This is a genomic window from Actinomadura sp. 9N215 (assembly GCF_044326345.1).
Taxonomy (GTDB): Bacteria; Actinomycetota; Actinomycetes; order Streptosporangiales; family Streptosporangiaceae; genus Spirillospora.
The window spans coordinates 177,661-197,529 of record NZ_JBIRBA010000016.1 but is presented as its reverse complement, the minus strand read 5'-3'; the positions used below and the strand labels follow the sequence as shown (position 1 = coordinate 197,529).

Here is a 19,869-nt window from a genome sequence, read left to right as displayed (position 1 = left end):
TGTCGTACATGGGCCGTTTGTGGCGGCGCCGGCCGAGAGGAGTCACGGTGCGTCTGGGAGCGCTGATCGCCGGACGGTACCGGTTGGTCAAGGGGCCCATCCGCGGCGGCACCGGCGAGGTGTGGCACGCCGAGGACACCCGCCTGCCCCGCACGGTCGTGCTGAAGCGCGTCCAGTCCCGCGACGACGGCACCGGCGCCTTCGACCGGTTGTGGTCAGAGGCGCGGGCGCAGGCGAGGTTCGGTCACCCGCACGTGGTCACGCTGCACGACATCGTCGAGGAGGAGGCGGACGGGCAGGTGACGTCCTGGCTCGTCCTGGAGCATGTGCCGGGCGGCAGCCTGGACGCCTGGCCGGTGATGTCCCCGGAGGCCGCGGCCGGCATCGGCGCGCAGATCGCGTCCGCGCTGGACGCCCTGCACAGCCAGGGCCTCGTGCACTGCGACGTCAAGCCGGGCAACATCGTCGTCACCGCAGACAAGACGGCCAAGCTCGCCGACTTCGGCGCCGCCTACCGGCTCGGCGGCACGGACACGATCACGCCGAACGGCCCCGTCAGCCACACTCCGGCGTTCGCCGCGCCCGAGGTCCTGCGCGGCCATCCGGAACCGGCGTCGGACGTGTACTCCCTGGGCGCCACGCTCTACGCGCTGGCCGTCGGCGAGCCTCCCGGCGCCGCGCCGCGGCTCGACGGACTCGGGCCGCTCGGCGGCGTCCTCGAAGCGCTGATGCGGGCCGCGCCCGGGGAGCGTCCCGGCGCGGACGAGGCACGCCGGATGCTGGCCGAGATCGCGGGGAAGGCGGAACCCGAACCGCCGGGCCACTCCGCCCCGACCGACAACGGACCGGGCACCGAGCAGGGGTCGCGCACGGGGTGGGGCCGTCCGGCGGCGTTCGCGCGGCGGCACCCGCTACCCGTCGCCGCGGGCGCGGTGCTCGCGGTGGCGGCGATCGCGGCCGCGCTCATCCCCCTCGGCGGCGGTGACGAGGCGCCCGCCGAGCAGAAGAAGCCCGTGTCGCTCATCGGCGACCCGCGCACCGCCGACCCCTGCGCGCTCGCCGCGCCGGCCGCGCTCGGCAGGTTCGGCAAGACCGACCTCGACAACGACTACGGCAACTTCGACCGGTGCGACGTGCTCGTGACCGTCGGCGAGGACAACGTCGTCGACGTCAGGATCGGCATGGCCAGCGGCTCGGAACCGGAGACGGGCGGCGGCCCCCCGCGGACGATGGGACGCGTCCAGGTGTTCCCGGAACCGCCAGAGGAAGGCGAATGCGGCCGGATGATCGTCCTGCCGTCCCCGGACGGCGGCACCACCATCTCGATCGACGCCCGCCAGCCCGACGAGCCGCCGGCCGGGGCCGCGCCCGCGCCGTTCTGCCCGATCGCCGACACGGCCGTCGCGTCCGCGGTCGCGGTGCTGAACCGCGGCCCGATCCCGCGCCGGACGCCGCCGTTCCCGGCGGAGTCGCTCGCGCACAAGGACACCTGCACGATGCTCGACAACGACGCGCTCGACGTCGTCCCGGGGATCGACGCGCGCGACCCCGAGGTCGACTACGGCGGCTGGGGCTGCAAGTGGCAGAGCACGACCCAGAAAATCCACGTCGAGCTGCGGTTCGACCGGGGCCAGCCGCTCACCGCCGAGGACGGCAGCCCCACCCAGCTCGGTGGGGAGCGCGCCTTCGTCAAGCCGGACGGGGAGGGCGACGGGACGTGCCTCGTCCGGGTCGTCCACCGCACGTACGCCGACCAGCACGGTGACGACGCGATCGAGATGCTGTTCCTGGTCGTGCAGGGCAAGCCGCCAACGAAGGAGCTGTGCTCGATGGCGACGAGCCTTGCCGGGGCGGCCGCGAAACAGCTCCCGGCCGCCTGACCCCGGCCCGCCGCGCGCCCGCGCCGAGGCGTCAGCCGTCGATGAGGGCGAGGTCCTGGGTGCGGAGCCTGGTGTGGACCAGGAGCGCGACGATCAGGTTGTGGTTGAGCGCGTTGCCGATCGGCGGCGGGATCTCCTCCTCGCGGAGCCCGCCCACGTACGGGCTGAGCCGGGTGCGCACCTCGGTCACGATGCGCGCGGCCTTCCGCCAGTTCCAGTTCTCCGACGGGCGGAGCAGGGCGATCTCGTCGGCGACCTGCGCCCAGGTCAGCGGCTGCGGCCACGGCTCCTGCCGCAGGTACCGCTGCGCGAGGCAGACCAGTACGAGCCGCTCCTGGTCGCTGAGCTGCCACGGGTGAGGCCGCTCGCCGTCCGGATGGTTCGGGTCGTAGGTCGCGAGCTCGTGCACGTCCACCGGGCCGGACGACGCCTGACCGGCCGCGATCCGCACTTCGAGCAGATGCTCCTGCCCCGGCGCGACGATGAACAGCGGCGTGTACATGACCGGCAGCTCCGCGCGGTGCCCGCCGAGCACCAGCCGCGCCCCGGGGAACCGGATGGCCAGCTTGCCGACGTTGTAGAGCACCCAGCGCGAGTGCTCGCGGGTGATGATGCCGTGCTGGCGGCTGACGCGCGTGTCGTCCCCGCCGACGCAGACGTGCACGTCCGGCGCGCACCGTCCGAACACGACGTTGAACCTCGCGTCGGGGGACACCCGCATCCCCCCGTTCGTGCCCTTGACGAACAGCGTCCCGGGCTCGGCCGGGGGCAGGCCGGTGGCCAGGCTCCCGATCTCCTCCGGAAGGATGTCGACCTTGCCCGGCGGCTTCCGCATCATCGTCGACATGCGACCCGTTTCCCTTCTGCGTGCGCACCCGCGATCAGCGTAACCCGGCAAAGCGGGAGGGGTCCCGCGCGCGGCGTGGCAGGTCTCAGTAGACGCCTTCCGCGCCCAGGTTGGTGCCCACGCTCCCCTGGCCGCCCATGAGGTTGTTGCCGTCCACTTCGACGGTGAAGCTGCTGCCGCCGGACGGGGCGCGGTACGCCAGCTTCCAGGTGATCCGCGGAGGCCAGAGGGGCATCGGGACGGTCTTCCGCCACGGCAGTTTCACGTCCTCCAGCTTCGTGGTCCTCTCGTTGACCATGTAGGTCAGCGAGGAGACGGTGCCGCTGCCCTCGACGTTGAAGGTGATCTCGCCGCGCGTCCCCGTCGGGGTCGGCGAGGCGGAGGCCGACGCGGCCGCCGAGGCGGAGGCGGCGGACGAGGGCCCGGACGTCGACGGCGCGGCCTTCGCGCCGCCCCCGTCCTCTCGCATGACGGACCAGAGGACCGCCGGGAGCGCGATGCTGACGAGCAGCGCGACGACGGCCGCGGCGCCGACCAGCAGCCCGCTGAACCGTCCCAGCCCGCCCGGGTTCGTCGGCGTCCCCGGCAGGCGCGAGGGCATGGTGCCGGGTGCCGCGAACGGGGACGATATGGCGGGCCCGGTCGAGGCGGCGAACCCTGGTGGCATGACGGGCCCCGACGGCGCGACGGAGCCTGGTGACGCGGCGGGCGCCGTGGGATCGGCGGGCACCGTGGGATCGGCGGGCACCGTGGGGTCGGCGGGCGCGGGCGGTTCGAGCAGGGGACGCGGGACGGGCGGGTTCGCCGCGGCCGACCGGCGCCTGGCGATCTCGGCGGCCACGGACGGCGGCAGCGACGCGACCCCGCCCTCCTCCCCCGAACCAGCGTCCTCCCCCGAACCGGCGGCGAGGCCGGAGGCGCGTCCGGCCAGGCGGGCGGCGAGGTCCGCGGCGGTCGGGCGGCGGTCGGGGTCGCGCTCCAGGCAGGACTCGATCAGCGCGCGCAGGCCGGCGTCGTCGATACCGTCCAGGTCCGCCGCCTCGGACTGGACGCGGCGCAGCTTCACATGCCATACGCCGTCGCCGAACGGCTCCCGGCCGGTGGCGGCGAACACCAGCGTCGACCCGAGCGAGAAGACGTCGCTGGTCGCGCCGATCGGCTCCCCCGCCGCCTGCTCCGGCGACATGAACCCGGCGGCCCCGGCCCGCGTCCCGGGGCGCGACACCGACGACGCCTCGATCGCGCGGGCGATGCCGAAGTCGATGACGCGCGGGCCGTCCGCGGTCAGCAGGACGTTCGCGGGGCTCAGGTCCCGGTGCACGACGCCCGCCTCGTGGATCGAGACGAGCGCCTCCGCGATCCCGGCGGCGAGCTCCCACACCGCGTCCGCCGCGAGCGGCCCGGACGACCGGACGGCGTCGCGCACCGACACCGACGGCAGGTACTCGGTCACCAGCCACGGGAGCTCCGCCTCCGGGTCGGCGTCGATGACGGCGGCGGTGAACCCGCCGCCGACCCGCCGCGCGACGGCGGCCTCGCGCCGGAACCGGTCGCGGAACTCGTCGTCCGCGGCGAACTCTGGGTGCACCATCTTGATCGCGACGGCGCGTCCGGCGGCGGAGCGGCCGAGGTAGACGACGCCCATCCCGCCCGATCCGACGCGGGCGAGGACGCGGTAGCGGCGTCCATCGGTCTCGACCGAGCGCGGGTCGTCCGGCTCAAGGGGTCGCACGTGGTCCTCCGTCGGTGCGCGGTGTGGCGGGCGGTGGCGCGACGGCCCGGACGTCGCCGTTCGCCGTGGCGATGAAGACGAGTCCGTCCGCGGTCACGGGCCGGGTGCGGTTGGGTTCGTCGCCGTCGTACGTCCATTGGACGCGGCCGTCGGCGACGCTCAGCGCGTACAGGACGCCGTCGGTGCAGGAGACGTACAGCGTGGGCCCGGCGAGGCCGAGCGCGGTCGCCTGGCCGCGCGGGTCGTCGGTCACCCGGCCGAGCAGCGCGCGCGACCACAGCTGCCTGCCGGTCGCGCTGTCCAGGGCGAGGATCTCGCCGTCGCCCGCCTCGACGTAGCAGCGTCCGCCGCCCGCCTGGCTGCCCCAGCCGCCGACGTTCGGCCGCCGCCAGGCGGGCGCGCCGGTGTCGACGCGAACCGCGTGCAACGTTCCGAACCGGTCGACGGCGTAGACCATGCCGTCGCCGACGACCTGGAAGTCGGGGTAGTCGACCGGGTGCCTCCACCTGGTCTTGCCGGACGCGGCGTCCAGGCCGACCAGGGCGTCCCGCGCCAGGACGATCAGGAGGTCGCCCACCCCGGAGACCCCGTACCGGCCGGGGAGCTTCGACCGCCAGCGCCGCCGTCCGGTGGACCGGCTCACCGCGGTGAGCTCGTCGAGGCCGAAGACGATGACCGAGTCGGTGATCGCCAGCTCGTCGGTGGGGCCGTCCTCCTCGAAGGAGACGTCGTACGTCCACAGCGTCCTGCCGGTCGCGGTGCGGACCGCGCAGAGCTGCCGGCCCTCGGCCTGGCTCAGGTAGGTGACGGCGCCTTGGGGAGTGGCCTGCATGCCGCCGTCGCGCGTCCATTTGATCTTGCCGGTGCGGGGGTCGAGGGCGTGCAGGATCTCGTTGCCGTCGTCGCCGTTCGCCAGGACCATCCCGCCGCCGGCGGCGACCTCCAGGTACCTGTCCTTCTTGCTGACGTGCCGCTTCCATCGTGCGATGCCGTCGGGCGGCGGGCCCTGGGGCGTCGGCGGGGCGCCTGAGTTGCGCGCCGCGCCAGGGGCGCGGCTCGGGTCGCGCTCGTCTGCCCTGGTCAGGCGCCAGATGAGCGTGCCGAGGCCGCTCATGGTCAGCAGGCCGGCGCCGGCGCCGATGAGGACGGCCCGCCGTCCGGTCCCTAGGGGCGGCGGCTGCGTCTTCGGGCCGTCGCCCGGGCCGTCGCCTGGGCCTTTGACTGGGCCGGTGTCGGTGGTCGCCACGCTGTTGAGCGCGGGGTCCTGGGCGGCCGGGGGCGGCGGAGGCTTCGACAGCGGGGCGGCCTCGGCGGTGCGGCGGTCGATCTCCTCCGCGATCGCCGCGGGCAGCCAGCGGGTGCCGAGCAGGGACGGCGCGCCGTCGTCCGGCGGTCCGAGCAGGTCGAGGACGCCCGCGGCCGACGGACGGCGCCCGGGTTCGAGCCGCAGGCACGCCCCGATCAGGTCGAGCAGCCAGGGCTCGGTGATGCCGCCGAGGTCGGCCTGCCCGTTCAGGACGCGGAGGTCGCGGGTCTCCAGCGGCCCGTCCCCGAACGGCTCCTTCCCCGTCGCGGCGTACGCGAGCGTCGCGCCGAGGACGAAGACGTCGGCGGCCGGGTCGGCCTTCTCGGCGCGGAGCTGCTCGGGCGCCATGAACCCGGGGGTGCCGACGGGCGCGTTCGCGCGGGTGATGGTCACGGCGTCGTCCGGCCGGGAGATGCCGAAGTCGATCACCCGGGGGCCGTCGGCGGTGAGCATCACGTTGCCCGGTTTCAGATCGCGGTGGACCACGCCCGCGCGGTGGATCTCGCCGAGCGCCTCGGCCAGCCCGGCGGCGAGCGGCCGGACGGCGGACGGCGGCAGCGGCCCGAACCGCGACACGGCCTCGCGCAGCGACAGCCCGGGAAGGTAGGCGGTGGCGAGCCACGGGGTCGGCGCGTCCGGGTCGGCGTCCAGGACGGGCGCGGTGAACACGCCGGTCACCCGGCGGGCGGCGGCGGCCTCCCGGCGGAACCGGGCGGCGAACCGGGGCTCGCCCGCGAACCTCCGCTGGATCACCTTGATCGCGACGGTCCGTCCGCTCGGCGACCTGCCGAGGTACACGACGCCCATCCCGCCCGCGCCGAGCCGGCCGAGCAGCCGGTACGGGCCCACCCGGTCGGGGTCGGCACGCTGGAGCGGTCGCACCGCCGTCCCCCTCCCGTCTCCGATCAGTCGCACGATAGTCGCGGAGAGTGCTCCGGGACCGGTCCCGGCGAGACGGCAGTGTAATCGCGACGTGACCGACGAACGCGGACAAGACGGCGTGCCGGGCGAACGCCCACGTCCCCGGCGGGGACCGCTGCGCTGGTGGCGGGTCAGGTCGCGCACCGCGTCCGGCGAAAGCGCGGGCGGCGAATCCGGCGAGGACGTCCTGCGGCTCCGGCGCGAACTTCGGGAGGCGCGCCTGGATCTGGCCGCCTGCGAGCGGGCGGCGGAGCGGACGCGCACCGAGCTGGCCCGCGCCCGCGACACCGCGGGACGGGACGCGCGGCAGCGCTCGCGGGCGGACATGGAGCAGCTTGTCGCGGCGATCAGCACCCCGCTCGCGCAGCTCATGACGCAGGCCCACCTCCACCGCACCGGCACTGCGGAGGTACGGGCCGGCGACGTGCTCGACGTCGCGAACCGCCTGGTGCGCGGCCTGCGCGAGGCCGGGGTGGACGCGGTCGGCGAGCCCGGCGCGGTGGAGCCGTTCGACCCGTCCCGGCACGACCCGCTGAGCGCCGCGGCGACGGGGACGGTCGCGGCGGGACGGCCCGTCGTGGTGCGCGTGCCGGGCCTGCTGTACGAGGGCCGGATCGTGCGCAAGGCGGGCGTCGAAGCCGAAACGGCAGAAGCAGAACAGGAGGGGACGGGCTGATGGCGGGGCGGCTGGGAATCGACTTCGGGACCAGCAACACGGTCGTCGCCGCCTGGGACGAGGCGACCGGGCAGGCGGCGTCGCTGCACATCCCCGACTATGGGCGGTTCTTCGGCAACGGCGACGACAAGGTGCCGGTGGTGCCGTCCGTCATCCACTACACGGCGGACGAGCGCCGCCGCCTCATCGGCGACCAGGTGCTGGCCGCGAACCTGTACGACGCCGAAGGCACCTTCCGCTGGATGAAGCGCTACATCGCGAACCGCAGCCCGATGAAGGTCGCGGCGGGCGGCGAGCGGCGCCTGACGCATTTCGCCGCCGGGCGGGACTACCTGTCGGCCGTCCTCGGGTTCGCGGCGCTGGAGGCGGCGGCCGAGGGCGAGGAGGTCGCGCTGACCGCGCCGGTCGAGTCGTTCGAGCACTACGAGGACTGGCTGGCGGAGGCGGCCGAGGCGGCCGGGCTGCCCCGGTTCCGGCTGATCGACGAGCCGTCCGCGGCGGCGCTCGGGTACGGCGCGCACATCCAGCCCGGCAACGTCTACCTGATGTTCGACTTCGGCGGCGGCACGGTGCAGGCGGCGGTCGTCCGGGTGCAGGACGAGGACGACCGCGCCACGTCCGGGCGCGCGTGCCGCGTGCTCGGCAAGGCGGGCGACGAGCTCGGCGGCGCCACCATCGACCAGTGGATCTTCGAGGAGCTGCTGGCCCGCGGCGGCCGCGCCGACGGCGACGCCGAGGTCCGCCGGATCAGCCGCGCCCTGCTGGTCGAGTGCGAGCGCGCCAAGGAGGCGCTGTCGGACCCGGCGCGGGACCACGCGGAGATCAGCGTCCTGGACCCCGGGACCGGCGCGGTGCTCGGCGTCGACCTCGTCCGCTCCGGCGACGGCGGCGACGGCTCGCGGACGGTCGGCTTCGAGGAGCTGCTCGACAAGCGGGAGCTGTTCTCCCGCATCGACCGGGTGGTGCGCCGCGCGCTGCGGGCGGCAGCGAACCGCGGCTACGACGAGGACGACCTGGCCGCCGTGCTGATGGTCGGCGGGAGCAGCCTGATCCCGTCGGTGCGCCGGACCCTGGAGCGCATCTTCGGACGCGACCGCGTGCTCAGCGACCGCCCGCTGGACGCCGTCGCGCGGGGCGCCGCCGCGTATGCCGCCGGGACGGACTTCTACGACCACGTCCAGCACGACTACGCGGTCCGCTGGTACGACCGCGCGGCCGGACGCTACGAGTACCGGGTCTGCGTCCGCGCCGGGACCGCCTACCCGACGACCGAGCCGGTCGACACGATGACGGTCCGCGCCACCCACGACGGGCAGCGCGAGCTCGGCATCGCGATCTACGAGCTGGGCGGGGGACGCCGCGGCGCGGCGGCGGACACCGAGCTGGTGTGCGACCCGTCCGGCGCCTGGCGGGTCCGGACGGTGTCGCCCGACGAGGAGGACGGCCGCAGCCGGTTCTGGATCAACGAGGGCAACCCGATGTTCCTGACGGCCGACCCGGCGGCCGCCGCGGGCGAGGCGCGATTCCGGATGGAGTTCGGCGTCGACGGCAACAAGCGGCTGCTGCTGACCGCGCACGACCTGGTGACGGGACGGGTGACGCACCGGGACTACCCGGTCGTGAAGCTGACGTGAGGAGCGAGGATGGAACTCCACGAAATCGAGGTGACCATCGATCCGGACGGGACGACGCGGGTCGAGGTCCGCGGCGTACCGGGGGCGGGCTGCCTGGACCTGACCGAGGGCCTGGAGGACGCGCTGGGCGGCGAGGTGGTCGAGCGGGAGCTGACCCCCGAGGCGCGGGAGGTGCTGGAGCGGCGGACCGAGAGCCGGGTCCGGCGGAAGCCGGGCGCATGACCCGCGCACCACGGCCGTCCCAGCCGCCCGAGCCGCCCGAGTCGGCGCACCCGCCGGAGCCGGCGCACCCGCCCGAGCCGGCGCACCCGCCCGAGCCGGCGCACCCGCCGGAGCCGCCGCGCCCGCCGCGGCCGCTGCGGATCCACGCCTTCGAGCCGTACAGCGAGGCCAACGGCCCCGGCGTCCGCGCGGTGGTGTGGCTGCAGGGCTGCACGCTGGGCTGTCCCGGCTGCTTCAACCCCGAGACGCACGCCCGCGGCGGCCACGAGGTCGGCGTGGACGAGCTGTTCGCGCACATCGCCGTGCTCGGCGGGCGGATCGAGGGCGTGACGATCAGCGGCGGCGAGCCGCTGCAGCAGTTCAGGCCGCTGCTGCGGCTGCTGGCGCGGATCCGGGCGGAGACGTCCCTTTCGGTGCTGGTGCTCACCGGCTACGGCTGGGACGAGATCGTCCGGATGCCGGGCGCGGCGGCGCTGCGCGAGCGCGTGGACGTGCTGCTCGCCGGACGCTACGAGCGGGACCTGCATCTCGGGCATGGGCTGCGCGGGTCGTCCAACAAGACCGTGCACCTGTTCACGGACCGCTACACGCTCGCCGACCTCGACGCCGTCCCGGACGCGGAGGTCATCATCCGCGCGGACGGCACCCTCGCGATCACCGGCATCGACCCGCCGCGCGACGAGTGAGGGGCCGGTGACGACGTTCTGGCGCGGCATGGGCCGTCGTGGGAAGGCGCGGCGGCTGGCGCGGCGGCTGGCGTCCGAGGGCTCGCCCGGTGAGGCGCAAGCGCTGGCCCGTCTCGCCGCTGACCCGGACCGGCGCGTGCGCGCGACCGTCCGGGACGCGCTCACCGGGCTGGACGATCCGGCGAACGTCGACGCGGTGTGCGACGTCCTGATCGAGACCGGTGGCGAGGAGCTGGCCGCGCTGGTCAGGGACGCGGGATTCCTGCCGTCCCGCCCGGAGCGGCGCGCGCTGGTGCTGTTCCTCACCGGGCGGTTCGACGACTACGCCGAGCTCGACTTCGACGGCGCGCTGCTGACCGCCGCGCGGAACGTCGCCGGCGACGGGCTGCGGGCGCGGCTGGCCGCGCGGGCCCGCGAGTCCGCGCGGGTGGAGTGGGTGGCGTCGATCGCGGGGGCGCGGGGCGGCGCGATGTCCGATCCGGAGTGGGAGGCCGCGATCGGGATCCTGACCGCGTCCGGCCGCCACGACGACCTGTGGCGGCTGGTGACGCAGGCGCCGCCACCGTGGAGCGCGCGCATCCTCCGCGAGCTGGACGACCGGGAGTGGCGCCCGTCCGCCGACGACGAGCGAGCGGCGTTCGGCGACCTGGTCGCGCTGGCGCGGGTCTGCACCGACGCCTCCGCGACCGGCGTCATCACCGGCGACTCCGTCGAGCTGGCCGCGCACACGAGGGCCGTCACCGCCCTGGCCGTCACTCCGGACGGGCGCCTGCTGGTGAGCAGCGGGCGCAAGGGCGATGTGCGGCTGTGGCACCTGCCGTCGGGGGCGCCCGCCGGCACGATCGACCATCCCTACGGGGTCCGCGATCTGATGGTCTCCCCTTCCGGGGACCTGCTGGTGACCTGCGGCTCGGTATCGGTGCGGCTGTGGAAGCTGCCGTCCGGCGAGCCGGCGGACCCGGCGACGCTGTCCAACCCGAACGTCTCGGTCTACGCGTCAAGGCTCGCGATGACACCGGACGGGCGGATCCTGGTGAGCAACGCTCACCACTACCTGATCATCTGGCGTCATCCCTGGGACGATCACCGCAGCGAACTCCTCTGCAATCCCTCTTACCGTGCCCCCATCGCCGTCACCGGGGCGGGCGGTGGTCTCGCCTTCTGCTGCGAGGTATCCGGCCGGGTGGTGATATTGAGACCGGATTCGGTGACTGATTCCTATCTCCCGAACCGCCAGGGCAGATACGTCACCGACCTGGCGGTGACGCCCCGCGGCGACCTGCTCGCCAGTGCCGGTCACGACGGGACCGTCCGGTTGTGGCGGCTGCCGTCCATCGAGCCCGCGGGCGTCCTCACCGGCCATGAGAACCCGGTGGAGCAGCTCGCGGTCACGCCGGACGGCAGGATGCTCGTCAGCGGCGACCGGCACGGATCGGTGCGGTTGTGGCGGCTGCCGTCCGGCGAACCCGCGGGGACGCTCACCGGGCATGAGGCCCGCGTGTGCACGCTGGCGGTCAGCGCGGACGGCGCACTGCTGGCCACCGGCGACCGGGACGGAACGATACGGCTGTGGCATCTCCCCTCGGGCGACCCGGCCGGGATCCGGTCCGGCCACCCAGGTGGCGTCGGCAGGCTCGTGTTCAGCCCGGACGGCACCCTGCTCGCCTGCGCGGGGCGCGAGCGGTTCGTCCGGCTGTGGCGGTTGCGCCATCCGGCGCTGCGGGCGCTGCTGCGAACACCGGTCGCCGACCTGGACCAAACGACCGCCGAGCGGCTCGCGGACCTTGTCGGCGACCACCCCGACCGGACATGGGCGGCGCTGATCTGCGCGCTCGTCCGCCGACATCGCCGGCACGACGTCGAGTTGGAGGACACGGTGACGGCACCGGAGCCGTCCGACGTTGAGCTGGACTCGCCGTGAGCGACGTCGGCGACCTGATCGCCAGGCTGGAGGGAGCCCGTCGCTGGGGGCGCAGGCGGGCGGCACGCCGTCTGGCCGTGATCCGGACGCCGGAGGCGGTGCGCGCGCTCGCCGTCGCGCTCGCCGCCGGACGGGACGAGCGCACCGCCGCGATCGCGACCGGCGCGCTGACCGGCCTGGACGACCCGGCCTGCGTCGACGCCGTCTGCGAGGTCATGATCGCGGACGGCGGCGACCGGCTCGCGGACCTCGTGCGCGCCGCCGGGTACCGGCATTCGTCCCCGGCCGACCAGGCGCTGCTCCTGTTCCTGGCCGGCGACTTCGAGGAGTACGCCGAGCTGGACTTCGACGGCTCCATGCTCGCCGCGGCACACGTGGCGGCCGACGAGGGGCTGCGCGCGCGGCTGGCCGACCGGGCCCGCGAGTCGGCGCGGATGGAATGGGTGGCCGCGATCGTCAGCGCACGGGGCCCGGAACGGCTCATGTCGAGGCGCGAGTGGGAGGCCGCGGTCGAGACGCTGACCGTGCGGGAACAGTGGGCGCGGCTGTGGCGGCTCGCCCAGGACGCCCCGGCGCCGTGGGCGGCGCGGATGCTCCGCGTCCTGTCCGAGCGGGAATGGCGGCCGCGCGACCACGCGGAGCGCGCCGCGTTCGAGGAGCTGGCCGCCTTGGCGACGGACTGCCGTGGAGAACCCGGCGAAGGGCTCGCCGACGCGCCGACGATGCTCGCCAGATACAAGGGACCGTTGAACTGGCTCGCCGTGACACCGGACGGTGCGTCCCTCATCGGCGCCCGCTACCAGACGGGCGTCCAGGTCTGGGACCTGCCCGCCGGCGACAACGCGCGCGTCCTGTCCGGCAGCTGGGGGTCCGAGTTCATGCTCTTCCCGAGCGGGAACCTGCTGGCGGCCAGAGGTATGGACAAGGTGCATTTGTGGCGGCTGCCCTCCGGCGAGCCAGTGGCCTCGCTGGAGATTCCAGTCCAAGGGGACACCATGGGCACCGGGTCCAACGAGACCTACCACGGCATGAGCGCGACACCGAACGGCGAACTGATCGTCCGCGTGGACGGCGAAATGCTGTACGTGTTCCGGTCGCCGTGGGACGGTGCCCGGCAGATCCGGCTGTCCGGGAGGACGGCGTACATGGCGGCCGAGATCATCGCGGTGGCCGGCCACGTCGTCGACTTCGACAGGATCGTCCGGGCCTACGATCTGGCGACCGGTGCGGAGACCGCCGCGCGAAGCGGCGACACGCGCAGGATGCGCTGCGTGGTCGCCACCCCGGACGGGACGCTCGCCGCGATCGCCTTCCAGGACGGGACCGTCCGCCTGTGGCGGCTGCCGTCCCTTGAGGACGCGGGCGTCCTGTCCGGTCATCAGGGCCGGGTGCAGGACCTTGCGGTGACCCCGGACGGAACCATGCTCGCCAGCGCGGGCAAGGACGCGACGGTCAGGCTGTGGCGCCTGCCGTCCGGCGACCCGCTCGGCGTCCTCAACGAGCACGGCACCCGGGTGACGTCCCTGGCCGTCGCCCCCGACGGCTCGATGCTGGCCGGACGCGGCAGAAACGGGACGGTCCGGCTCTGGCGGCTGCCGTCCGGCGAACCGCTCGGCGTCCTCAACGAACACGGCACCCGGGTGACGTCCTTCGCGGTGACGCCCGACAGCGGGGTGCTGGCCGGTGGGGACCGCCGGGGCGGCATGCGGCTCTGGCGGCTGTGGCATCCGGACCTGACCGCGGCGTGCGGTGTCCCGGCGGCGCGGCTCGACCCGTCCGCCGCGGAACGCCTGGAGGCCGCCTGCGCGGACCGGGCGCCCGAAGAGCGGGACTGGGCGCGGCTGATCGCGGCGCTCGCGCGGTGGCGGCACCGCCACGACGTGGAGGTGGGCGACGCCGACGCGGAACCGGCCGCCCCGACCGACATCGAGATCGACCATGAAGGAGACCGTGCGCATGGGCATTGACGCCGAACTCGACCTCTTCCTGCGGGCCAGGTACACGCTGGTGGTGATCGTCACCGTGGAGGAGGAGCGGGCGCTCCGCGCGATCGCCGAAGTGTGCGCGCGAAGCCGCCGCCCCTGCCTGGCCTGGGACCTGGCGGACGGCTTCGAGACCCTCACCGGCGAGATCGGGTCGAAGCCGTCGGCGCGGGACCCGCTGGCGGTGATCGAGCAGGTGGAGAAGCTGGACGGCGACATGGCGTTCGTCCTCAAGGACTTCCACGACTGCTGGACGAACCCGCAGGTCAAACGCAAACTCCGCAGCGCGGTGCAGCGGCTGAAGTTCACCCGCAAGTCCGTCATCGTGACCGCGCCGACCCGGGTCGTCCCCGACGAGCTGAAGGACGAGGCCGTCATCGTGGAGCTGCCGCTCCCGGACGCCGACCAGCTGGACGAGGTCCTGACCGGCCTGACGAAGACACCCGGCATCAAGGTCGACCTCACCCCCGCCGGGCAGGAGAAGCTCGGCCAGGCCGCGCTCGGCATGACGGCCGCGCAGGCGCGCCGCGCGTACGCGAAGGCGATCGTCCGGGACAACGCGCTCGACGACCGGCACATCGAGGCGGTCGTCCGGGACAAGAAGGAGGTCATCCGGGCCAGCGAGGCGCTGGAGTTCCATCCGGTGCACGAGACGCCGGACGACGTCGGCGGCCTCGACGTCCTGAAGGACTGGCTCCGGCTCCGCGAGCGCGCCTTCACCCAGGAGGCCCGCGACTACGGGCTCCCGGCGCCGAAGGGCATCGCGCTGATCGGGATCCCGGGCACCGGCAAGAGCCTGACCGCGAAGATGATCGGCGGGCTGTGGCGGCTGCCGCTGCTCCGCCTCGACGTCGGCGCCCTGTTCGGCTCCCTCGTCGGCGAGGCCGAGGAGCGCACCCGCCAGGCCCTCCGCCTCGCCGAGACCGTCGCGCCGTGCGTCGTGTGGATCGACGAGATGGAGAAGGCGCTCGCGCACGGCGGCGGCGACTCCGGCACCAGCACCCGCGTGTTCGGGACGATCCTGACCTGGATGCAGGAGAAGACCACGCCGTGCTTCGTCGTCGGCACCGCCAACGACGTCAGCAGCCTGCCGCCCGAGGTGCTGCGCAAGGGCCGGTTCGACGAGATCTTCTTCCTGGACCTGCCGACCGCCGAGGAACGCGCCGAGATCCTGGCCGTCCACCTGCGCAAACGCAACCGGCTCCCGGGCGACTACGACGTCGCGGAGCTGGCGAGGCGCGCGGAGGGCTACGTCGGCGCCGAGCTCGAACAGGCCATCGTGGACGCGATGTACGTCGGCTTCAACCAGGACCGCGAGTTCCGCACCGCCGACGTCCTCGCCGCGCTGGACCGGCAGGTGCCGCTGTCGGTGTCGCAGCGCGAGACGATCGCCGCGCTGCGGGCCTGGCTGCGGGAGGGCCGCGCCCAGTCCGCGTCGTTCGCGGAGGCGTTCGAGGCGGAGCAGCGCTTCGTCGTCCCGCTGGAACCCCTGGAATCCCTGGACGACCTCCCGGAGCCCTACGACCTCCCGGAGCCTTACGACCCTCGCGATGGCTGACCACGTTACGGAGGAGCAGATGTCCCACTTCACCACCCTCGCCACGAAGATCACCGACTCCGACGCCCTGTGCGCCGCGCTCGCCGACGTGGGCTTCGACGACGTCGAGGTCCACGACCAGGCGCAGCCGCTGTACGGGTACCGCGGCGACCGGCGGGTGGACGTCGCGCACGTCATCGTCCGGCGGAGGCACGTCGGCCGCGCGTCCAACGACATCGGTTTCGTGCGCGGCTCCGACGGCCATTTCATCGCAGCGATCAGCGAGTACGACCGCCGGAAGTACAACGAGGCGTGGCTGGGCAGGGTCACCGCCAGGCACGCCTACCACCTGACGACCCGGACCCTCGCCGACCAGGGCTTCCACCTCGCGGACGAGACCACCGACCGCGACGGCACCGTCCGCATGGTCCTGCGCCGCGTGCAATAGCCAGGCTTCACGGTTCGGTCAGGGTTTGCGGCCGAGCCCGCAGGTGGCGTCCACCTCGGGCGCCTCACCGAACGGGGTCGGCTCGGCCCGCCACCGGGACGTGGTGACGACACCGGGCTCCAGCACGTCGAGACCGGTGAGGAAGGCGGCGATCTGCTCGGGCGTCCGCGTGATGTACGGGGTGGAGCCCCGCTCCACGGCGATCCGGTTCCCCTCGTCGCGGCCCGCCCCGTCGATGACGCCGGTGCCGTCGTTGAGCGCCATGAAGCTGCCCGAGGGCAGGGCCCCGACGAGCCGCCGGACGATCTTGTACGCCTCGTCGTCGTCGACGACATTGCCCATGATCCCGAACATGATGAGCCCGATGGGCCGGTCGAAGTCGACGGTACGGGCGGCCTCCGCGAGGATCCGGTCCGGGTCCCGGACGTCGCACTCGACGTAGTCGGTCGCCCCTTCAGGACGGCTGGTCAGCAGCGCCCTGGCATGGACGAGGACGAGCGGATCGTTGTCGACGTACACGACCCGGCATTCCGGGGCGATCCGCTGCGCGACGTCGTGCGTGTTCTCGTGCGTCGGGAGCCCGGTGCCGATGTCGACGAACTGCCGGATCCCCTCCTCCGCGACCAGATGGCGGACCATGCGGCTCAGGCAGGCGCGGGAGTGCCGGGCGACGTCGCCCACCCCCGGGAACGCCTCCGCGACCTGCTCGCCGACCTCCCGGTCGATCGGGTAGTGGTCCTTCCCGCCGATCCAGTAGTTCCACATGCGGGCGGGGTGCGGGCGGGTGATGTCGATATCCGCGGGCTCGTCTGGAGACATGACGCTAATCGTCGAGGAGCAAGCCACCACCCGCAAGGCATGGGCCCGAAACCCCCAGCGGCCTCCGGGCGGGGGTTCAGGAGTAGAAGGTGACCAGGTCGCAGTAGGGGATGTCGTCTTCCATTCCGTCGGCGAATTCGTTGAAGTGCACGACTTCTTCGGCCGCGGTGATGATGGTGCGCGCCAGGGCCGCGTGGTCGGGGTTCCTCAGGCGTTCCGTGATCGCCTGGTAGGACGTGAGGAGGCCGGCGGTCTGCTTTCCGGGCAGGTGGCCGATGGCCGGGAGGTCCGAGGGGTAGGGCGTGCCGGTGAACGGGGACTGGTACATGAAGCCGAGCGGGGTGAGGTCGCCGGGGACGCCGAGGTCCCGCAGTTCCTGACTGGCTTCGTCCAGGAACTGGGCGCCCAGCCTCATCGGCCCGAAATCGAACCGCTTCGATTCGAGCTGGTCGATCACGATCTCCCAGGCGTGGCCGTAGGCGTTTCCGGCGTCCGGGTCCTTCGGGCGGTCGTGGAGGATGTCCTCCACCGCCTCGGCGACCGTCCGTGAGGCGTTGACGTACCCCTCCGCGTCAATGGCGGAGGCGCGCGCCCGCGCCTCTTCGGCGAGCCAGGTATTCGTCGGCCGGACGAAGTCGTCAAGCGTCGCGAGACTGACGCTGTACAGCCTGAGCTGTGTGCTCACGATTTCCTCCTCATTCGGCAACGACCATTCTTAGCATCTCCGTCGCCTTGGAGGTCGGGTCTTCGGGGCTTGCGGCCGCGCGTCGAACGTTAGGCCTGGTGCCATTCCGGGACGGTGCCTGGGTCGTGGAGGCGGAGGTCGGGGGCGGCTTCCAGGGCCTTTTCCTCGCCGCCGGGGGTGTAGGTGACGATCAGGCGGAGCGGGCGCCAGGCCGTGTTGTACGTGGAATGCCAGACGCCCTTCGGGATGTGCACGGCGTCGCCCTCGCGGACGGGGAACGGGTCGCCGTCGTCCACCATCTGCATGGCCTCGCCGGAGATCACGTAGATGACCTCCTCGGCGGTGGGGTGGTTGTGCCGCGCGTGGCCCCTGCCGGGGTTGACGATCACCTCGCCCAGGGTGCTGCTCGCGCCCGCCACGCCGGACGGTGTGACGAGCCACTTGATCGAGCCCCAGTCGAAGGCCATCGTCGTCACGTCACCGGGATTGACCAGCATCAGATCTCCAGGTTCTTGAAGGCGGCCACCTGCTGTGTGATGGCCCGCTCGGTCGGCAGCCGTTCGACGGAGGAGGCGCCGAAGAAGCCCACGACGCCGTCGGTGCGGGACAGGACGTAGGCGGCGTCGTCCGGCTCGGCGATGGGGCCGCCGTGGCAGAGGACCAGCACGTCGGGACGTACGGCGGCCGCCGCGTCCCGCATGGCCTGCACCCGGGCGACGGCCTCGTCGAGCGTGAGGGCGGTGCCCGCGCCGATGCTGCCCTTGGTGGTGAGCCCGACGTGCGGGACGAGGACGTCCGCGCCCGCCTCCGCCATCGCCCGCGCCTGGTCCTCGTCGAAGACGTACGGGGCGGTGACGAGGTCGCGCTCGTGCGCGAGCCGCACCATCTCGATCTCCAGGTCGTAGCCCATGCCGGTCTCTTCGAGGTTCTGCCGGAACACGCCGTCGTAGAGGCCGACCGTCGGGAAGTTCTGCACGCCCGTGAAACCCATGGCCTTGAGCTGGTCGAGGAAGACCGGCATCAGGCGGAAGGGGTCGGTGCCGCACACTCCGGCCAGGACGGGGGTGTCCCTGACGACCGGCAGGACTTCGGACGCCATCTCCACGACGATCTGGTTCGCGTCCCCGTAGGGCAGGAGGCCGGCGAGCGATCCGCGTCCCGCCATCCGGTACCGGCCCGAGTTGTAGATGATGATCAGGTCGACGCCGCCGCCCTCGGCGCACTTGGCGGACAGCCCCGTGCCCGCCCCCGCGCCGATGACGGGCCTGCCCTCCGCGACGGCCGTGCGCAGCCTCACGAGGACGTCGTGACGGTTCATGCGGACCTCCCCGAGTTCATTCGGACCTCCCCGAGATGAGCCGGTGCAGCCGGTCGGCCATCGCGCGGCCGAACTCCGGATCGTTGATGTTCAGGTCGAGACGTTCCGTTTCCACGGCGTCCCGCAGGGCCGCGAAGCACACCTCGTCCGCTTCTGGATCATGGAAGGGCAGCCCGGGCGCGTCCAGCGCCGACACGCCCCCGAGCGGCAGGAACAGGACGGTCGGGCCGGTCGCGGCCGCGAGTTTCGCCGCCACCCTGCGGCCCAGTTCCGCCATCTCGTCCGGCGTCGTCCGCATGAGGGTGACGGTCGGGTTGTGGACGTAGAGGTTGCGCCCCGCGAACCGCTCGGGGACGGTGTCGCGCGGCCCGAAGTTGACCATGTCGAGCGCTCCGGGCGCGACGACCTGCGGCACGCCATGCCGTCCTGCCGCCGTGAGGCGGTCGGGTCCCGCCGAGAGGACGCCGCCGACGAGGTCGTCCGCCAGCTCGGTCGTGGTCAGGTCGAGGACACCGGTGAGCAGCCCGCTCTCCACAAGGCCCTCAAGGGCCCGGCCTCCGGCGCCGGTCGCGTGGAAGACCAGGACCTCGTAGCCGAGCTCGTCCAGGCGCTCCCGCGCCGCGTCCACCGCCGGGGTCGTGACGCCGAACATCGACGCCCCCACGAGCGGACGCTCCCCCGCCGCGGGCGGCACGTGCGCCTTCGCCATCCCGGCCGCCGCTGCCGCCGCGTTCCCGAGGATCAGCCGCGACACCCTGTTCACGCCCGCGATGTCGACGACGCTGTACATCATCGTCACGTCCTTGGCGCCCACGTAGGGCGTCACGTCCCCGGACGCCATGGTGGACACGATCAGCTTGGGCAGCCCGATCGGCAGATCCCGGACGGCCCGCGCCGCGATCGACGACCCGCCGCTGCCGCCGACCGCGAGCACGGCGTCCACCCGCTCCAGCCGGGCGAGCACGACCGCCGCGCCCTCCCCCATGACCGTGACCGCCGCACCCCGATCGCCCGCCTCGCGCAGCGCCGCCAGCGACGCCCCGCCGGCCCGCGCGACCTCTTCGGCGGAGACGTCGGCGTCCGTCTGCGGCGGCCCGGTTCCGGCGTCGACGAGCACCACGTCGCAGCCCAGCTCCCGCACCCGGTCGCGCAGCCACGCGTACTCCGCGCCCTTGGTATCGAGCGTCCCCACCAGCACGACGGTCGCCATACGCCCCTCCCATCCCGATACCGATTCCCCCGACGGCGAGGGAGC

17 protein-coding genes are annotated in these 19,869 nt (G+C 73.6%); 9 read left to right on the top strand and 8 right to left on the bottom strand.

Going from position 1 to position 19,869, the window contains the following annotated elements; genetic code table 11:
- Positions 1-47: 47 nt before the first annotated feature.
- Entirely contained in the window at positions 48-1,880 is a 1,833-nt protein-coding gene (locus ACH34T_RS25770; RefSeq protein WP_396023491.1) for a serine/threonine-protein kinase, read from the top strand.
- A gap of 31 nt (positions 1,881-1,911) precedes the next feature.
- Here ACH34T_RS25770 and ACH34T_RS25765 read toward each other — a convergent pair whose 3' ends face one another.
- From ACH34T_RS25765 to ACH34T_RS25755, 3 genes are all read right to left on the bottom strand, one after another.
- A complete protein-coding gene (locus ACH34T_RS25765; RefSeq protein WP_396023490.1) occupies positions 1,912-2,727 on the bottom strand; it encodes a hypothetical protein in 816 nt (271 codons plus the stop codon).
- Positions 2,728-2,812: 85 nt separating this feature from the next.
- A complete protein-coding gene (locus ACH34T_RS25760; RefSeq protein ID WP_396023489.1) occupies positions 2,813-4,459 on the bottom strand; it encodes a protein kinase in 1,647 nt (548 codons plus the stop codon).
- The gene (locus tag ACH34T_RS25755; protein ID WP_396023488.1) at positions 4,446-6,647 is read right to left on the bottom strand and encodes a PQQ-binding-like beta-propeller repeat protein; all 2,202 of its coding nucleotides are present in this window, start codon (positions 6,645-6,647) and stop codon (positions 4,446-4,448) included. Before ACH34T_RS25755 ends, ACH34T_RS25760 begins: the two co-directional genes overlap by 14 nt.
- Before the next feature lie 91 nt (positions 6,648-6,738).
- Between ACH34T_RS25755 and ACH34T_RS25750 the strand changes: the two genes are divergently transcribed.
- The 8 genes from ACH34T_RS25750 to ACH34T_RS25715 are packed head-to-tail and all read left to right on the top strand — an operon-like array spanning position 6,739 to position 15,792.
- Positions 6,739-7,362: a hypothetical protein gene (locus tag ACH34T_RS25750; RefSeq protein WP_396023487.1), complete on the top strand. Its 624-nt coding sequence runs from the start codon at positions 6,739-6,741 to the stop codon at positions 7,360-7,362.
- Positions 7,362-8,996 carry an Hsp70 family protein gene (locus tag ACH34T_RS25745; RefSeq protein WP_396023486.1) on the top strand — a complete coding sequence of 545 codons (1,635 nt, stop codon included), beginning with the start codon at positions 7,362-7,364 and terminating at the stop codon, positions 8,994-8,996. Before ACH34T_RS25750 ends, ACH34T_RS25745 begins: the two co-directional genes overlap by 1 nt.
- Positions 8,997-9,005: 9 nt before the next feature.
- Entirely contained in the window at positions 9,006-9,218 is a 213-nt protein-coding gene (locus tag ACH34T_RS25740) for a DUF2997 domain-containing protein (protein ID WP_396023485.1), read from the top strand.
- Positions 9,215-9,904: a 4Fe-4S single cluster domain-containing protein gene (locus ACH34T_RS25735; protein ID WP_396023484.1), complete on the top strand. Its 690-nt coding sequence runs from the start codon at positions 9,215-9,217 to the stop codon at positions 9,902-9,904. The genes ACH34T_RS25740 and ACH34T_RS25735 overlap by 4 nt, the downstream gene beginning before the upstream one ends.
- Before the next feature lie 7 nt (positions 9,905-9,911).
- The gene (locus ACH34T_RS25730; RefSeq protein ID WP_396023483.1) at positions 9,912-11,825 is read left to right on the top strand and encodes a hypothetical protein; all 1,914 of its coding nucleotides are present in this window, start codon (positions 9,912-9,914) and stop codon (positions 11,823-11,825) included.
- Positions 11,822-13,792, top strand: coding sequence for a WD40 repeat domain-containing protein (locus ACH34T_RS25725; RefSeq protein WP_396023482.1), 1,971 nt, complete (start codon positions 11,822-11,824; stop codon positions 13,790-13,792). The genes ACH34T_RS25730 and ACH34T_RS25725 overlap by 4 nt, the downstream gene beginning before the upstream one ends.
- Positions 13,782-15,365, top strand: coding sequence for an AAA family ATPase (locus tag ACH34T_RS25720; protein ID WP_396023481.1), 1,584 nt, complete (start codon positions 13,782-13,784; stop codon positions 15,363-15,365). The genes ACH34T_RS25725 and ACH34T_RS25720 overlap by 11 nt, the downstream gene beginning before the upstream one ends.
- Positions 15,358-15,792 (top strand): DUF1257 domain-containing protein, encoded by a 435-nt coding sequence (locus ACH34T_RS25715; protein WP_396023480.1) that lies wholly within the window; start codon positions 15,358-15,360, stop codon positions 15,790-15,792. Before ACH34T_RS25720 ends, ACH34T_RS25715 begins: the two co-directional genes overlap by 8 nt.
- 18 nt (positions 15,793-15,810) lie before the next feature.
- On the opposite strand, the gene ACH34T_RS25710 is transcribed toward ACH34T_RS25715, so the two are convergent.
- The 5 genes from ACH34T_RS25710 to ACH34T_RS25690 all read right to left on the bottom strand — a co-directional run bounded on the left by ACH34T_RS25710 (position 15,811) and on the right by ACH34T_RS25690 (position 19,824).
- Positions 15,811-16,611, bottom strand: coding sequence for an SAM-dependent methyltransferase (locus ACH34T_RS25710; protein ID WP_396023479.1), 801 nt, complete (start codon positions 16,609-16,611; stop codon positions 15,811-15,813).
- Between the two features lie 76 nt (positions 16,612-16,687).
- Positions 16,688-17,296 (bottom strand): hypothetical protein, encoded by a 609-nt coding sequence (locus ACH34T_RS25705; protein WP_396023478.1) that lies wholly within the window; start codon positions 17,294-17,296, stop codon positions 16,688-16,690.
- Positions 17,297-17,385: 89 nt separating this feature from the next.
- Positions 17,386-17,793, bottom strand: a complete 408-nt coding sequence (locus tag ACH34T_RS25700) for a cupin domain-containing protein (protein WP_396023477.1) — start codon at positions 17,791-17,793, stop codon at positions 17,386-17,388.
- Positions 17,793-18,614 carry a phosphoenolpyruvate hydrolase family protein gene (locus tag ACH34T_RS25695; RefSeq protein WP_396023476.1) on the bottom strand — a complete coding sequence of 274 codons (822 nt, stop codon included), beginning with the start codon at positions 18,612-18,614 and terminating at the stop codon, positions 17,793-17,795. Before ACH34T_RS25695 ends, ACH34T_RS25700 begins: the two co-directional genes overlap by 1 nt.
- Positions 18,615-18,630: 16 nt before the next feature.
- Entirely contained in the window at positions 18,631-19,824 is a 1,194-nt protein-coding gene (locus tag ACH34T_RS25690) for a Tm-1-like ATP-binding domain-containing protein (protein ID WP_396023475.1), read from the bottom strand.
- Between the last annotated feature and the right edge of the window lie 45 nt (positions 19,825-19,869).

Bases quoted from the DNA above. Each gene is read 5' to 3' on its own strand.
- ACH34T_RS25765 (WP_396023490.1), bottom strand. From the start codon at position 2,727: ATGTCGACGATGATGCGGAAGCCGCCGGGCAAGGTCGACATCCTTCCG.
- ACH34T_RS25745 (WP_396023486.1), top strand. From the start codon at position 7,362: ATGGCGGGGCGGCTGGGAATCGACTTCGGGACCAGCAACACGGTCGTC.
- ACH34T_RS25740 (WP_396023485.1), top strand. From the start codon at position 9,006: ATGGAACTCCACGAAATCGAGGTGACCATCGATCCGGACGGGACGACG.
- ACH34T_RS25735 (WP_396023484.1), top strand. From the start codon at position 9,215: ATGACCCGCGCACCACGGCCGTCCCAGCCGCCCGAGCCGCCCGAGTCG.
- ACH34T_RS25720 (WP_396023481.1), top strand. From the start codon at position 13,782: ATGGGCATTGACGCCGAACTCGACCTCTTCCTGCGGGCCAGGTACACG.
- ACH34T_RS25715 (WP_396023480.1), top strand. From the start codon at position 15,358: ATGGCTGACCACGTTACGGAGGAGCAGATGTCCCACTTCACCACCCTC.
- ACH34T_RS25710 (WP_396023479.1), bottom strand. From the start codon at position 16,611: ATGTCTCCAGACGAGCCCGCGGATATCGACATCACCCGCCCGCACCCC.
- ACH34T_RS25700 (WP_396023477.1), bottom strand. From the start codon at position 17,793: ATGCTGGTCAATCCCGGTGACGTGACGACGATGGCCTTCGACTGGGGC.
- ACH34T_RS25695 (WP_396023476.1), bottom strand. From the start codon at position 18,614: ATGAACCGTCACGACGTCCTCGTGAGGCTGCGCACGGCCGTCGCGGAG.
- ACH34T_RS25690 (WP_396023475.1), bottom strand. From the start codon at position 19,824: ATGGCGACCGTCGTGCTGGTGGGGACGCTCGATACCAAGGGCGCGGAG.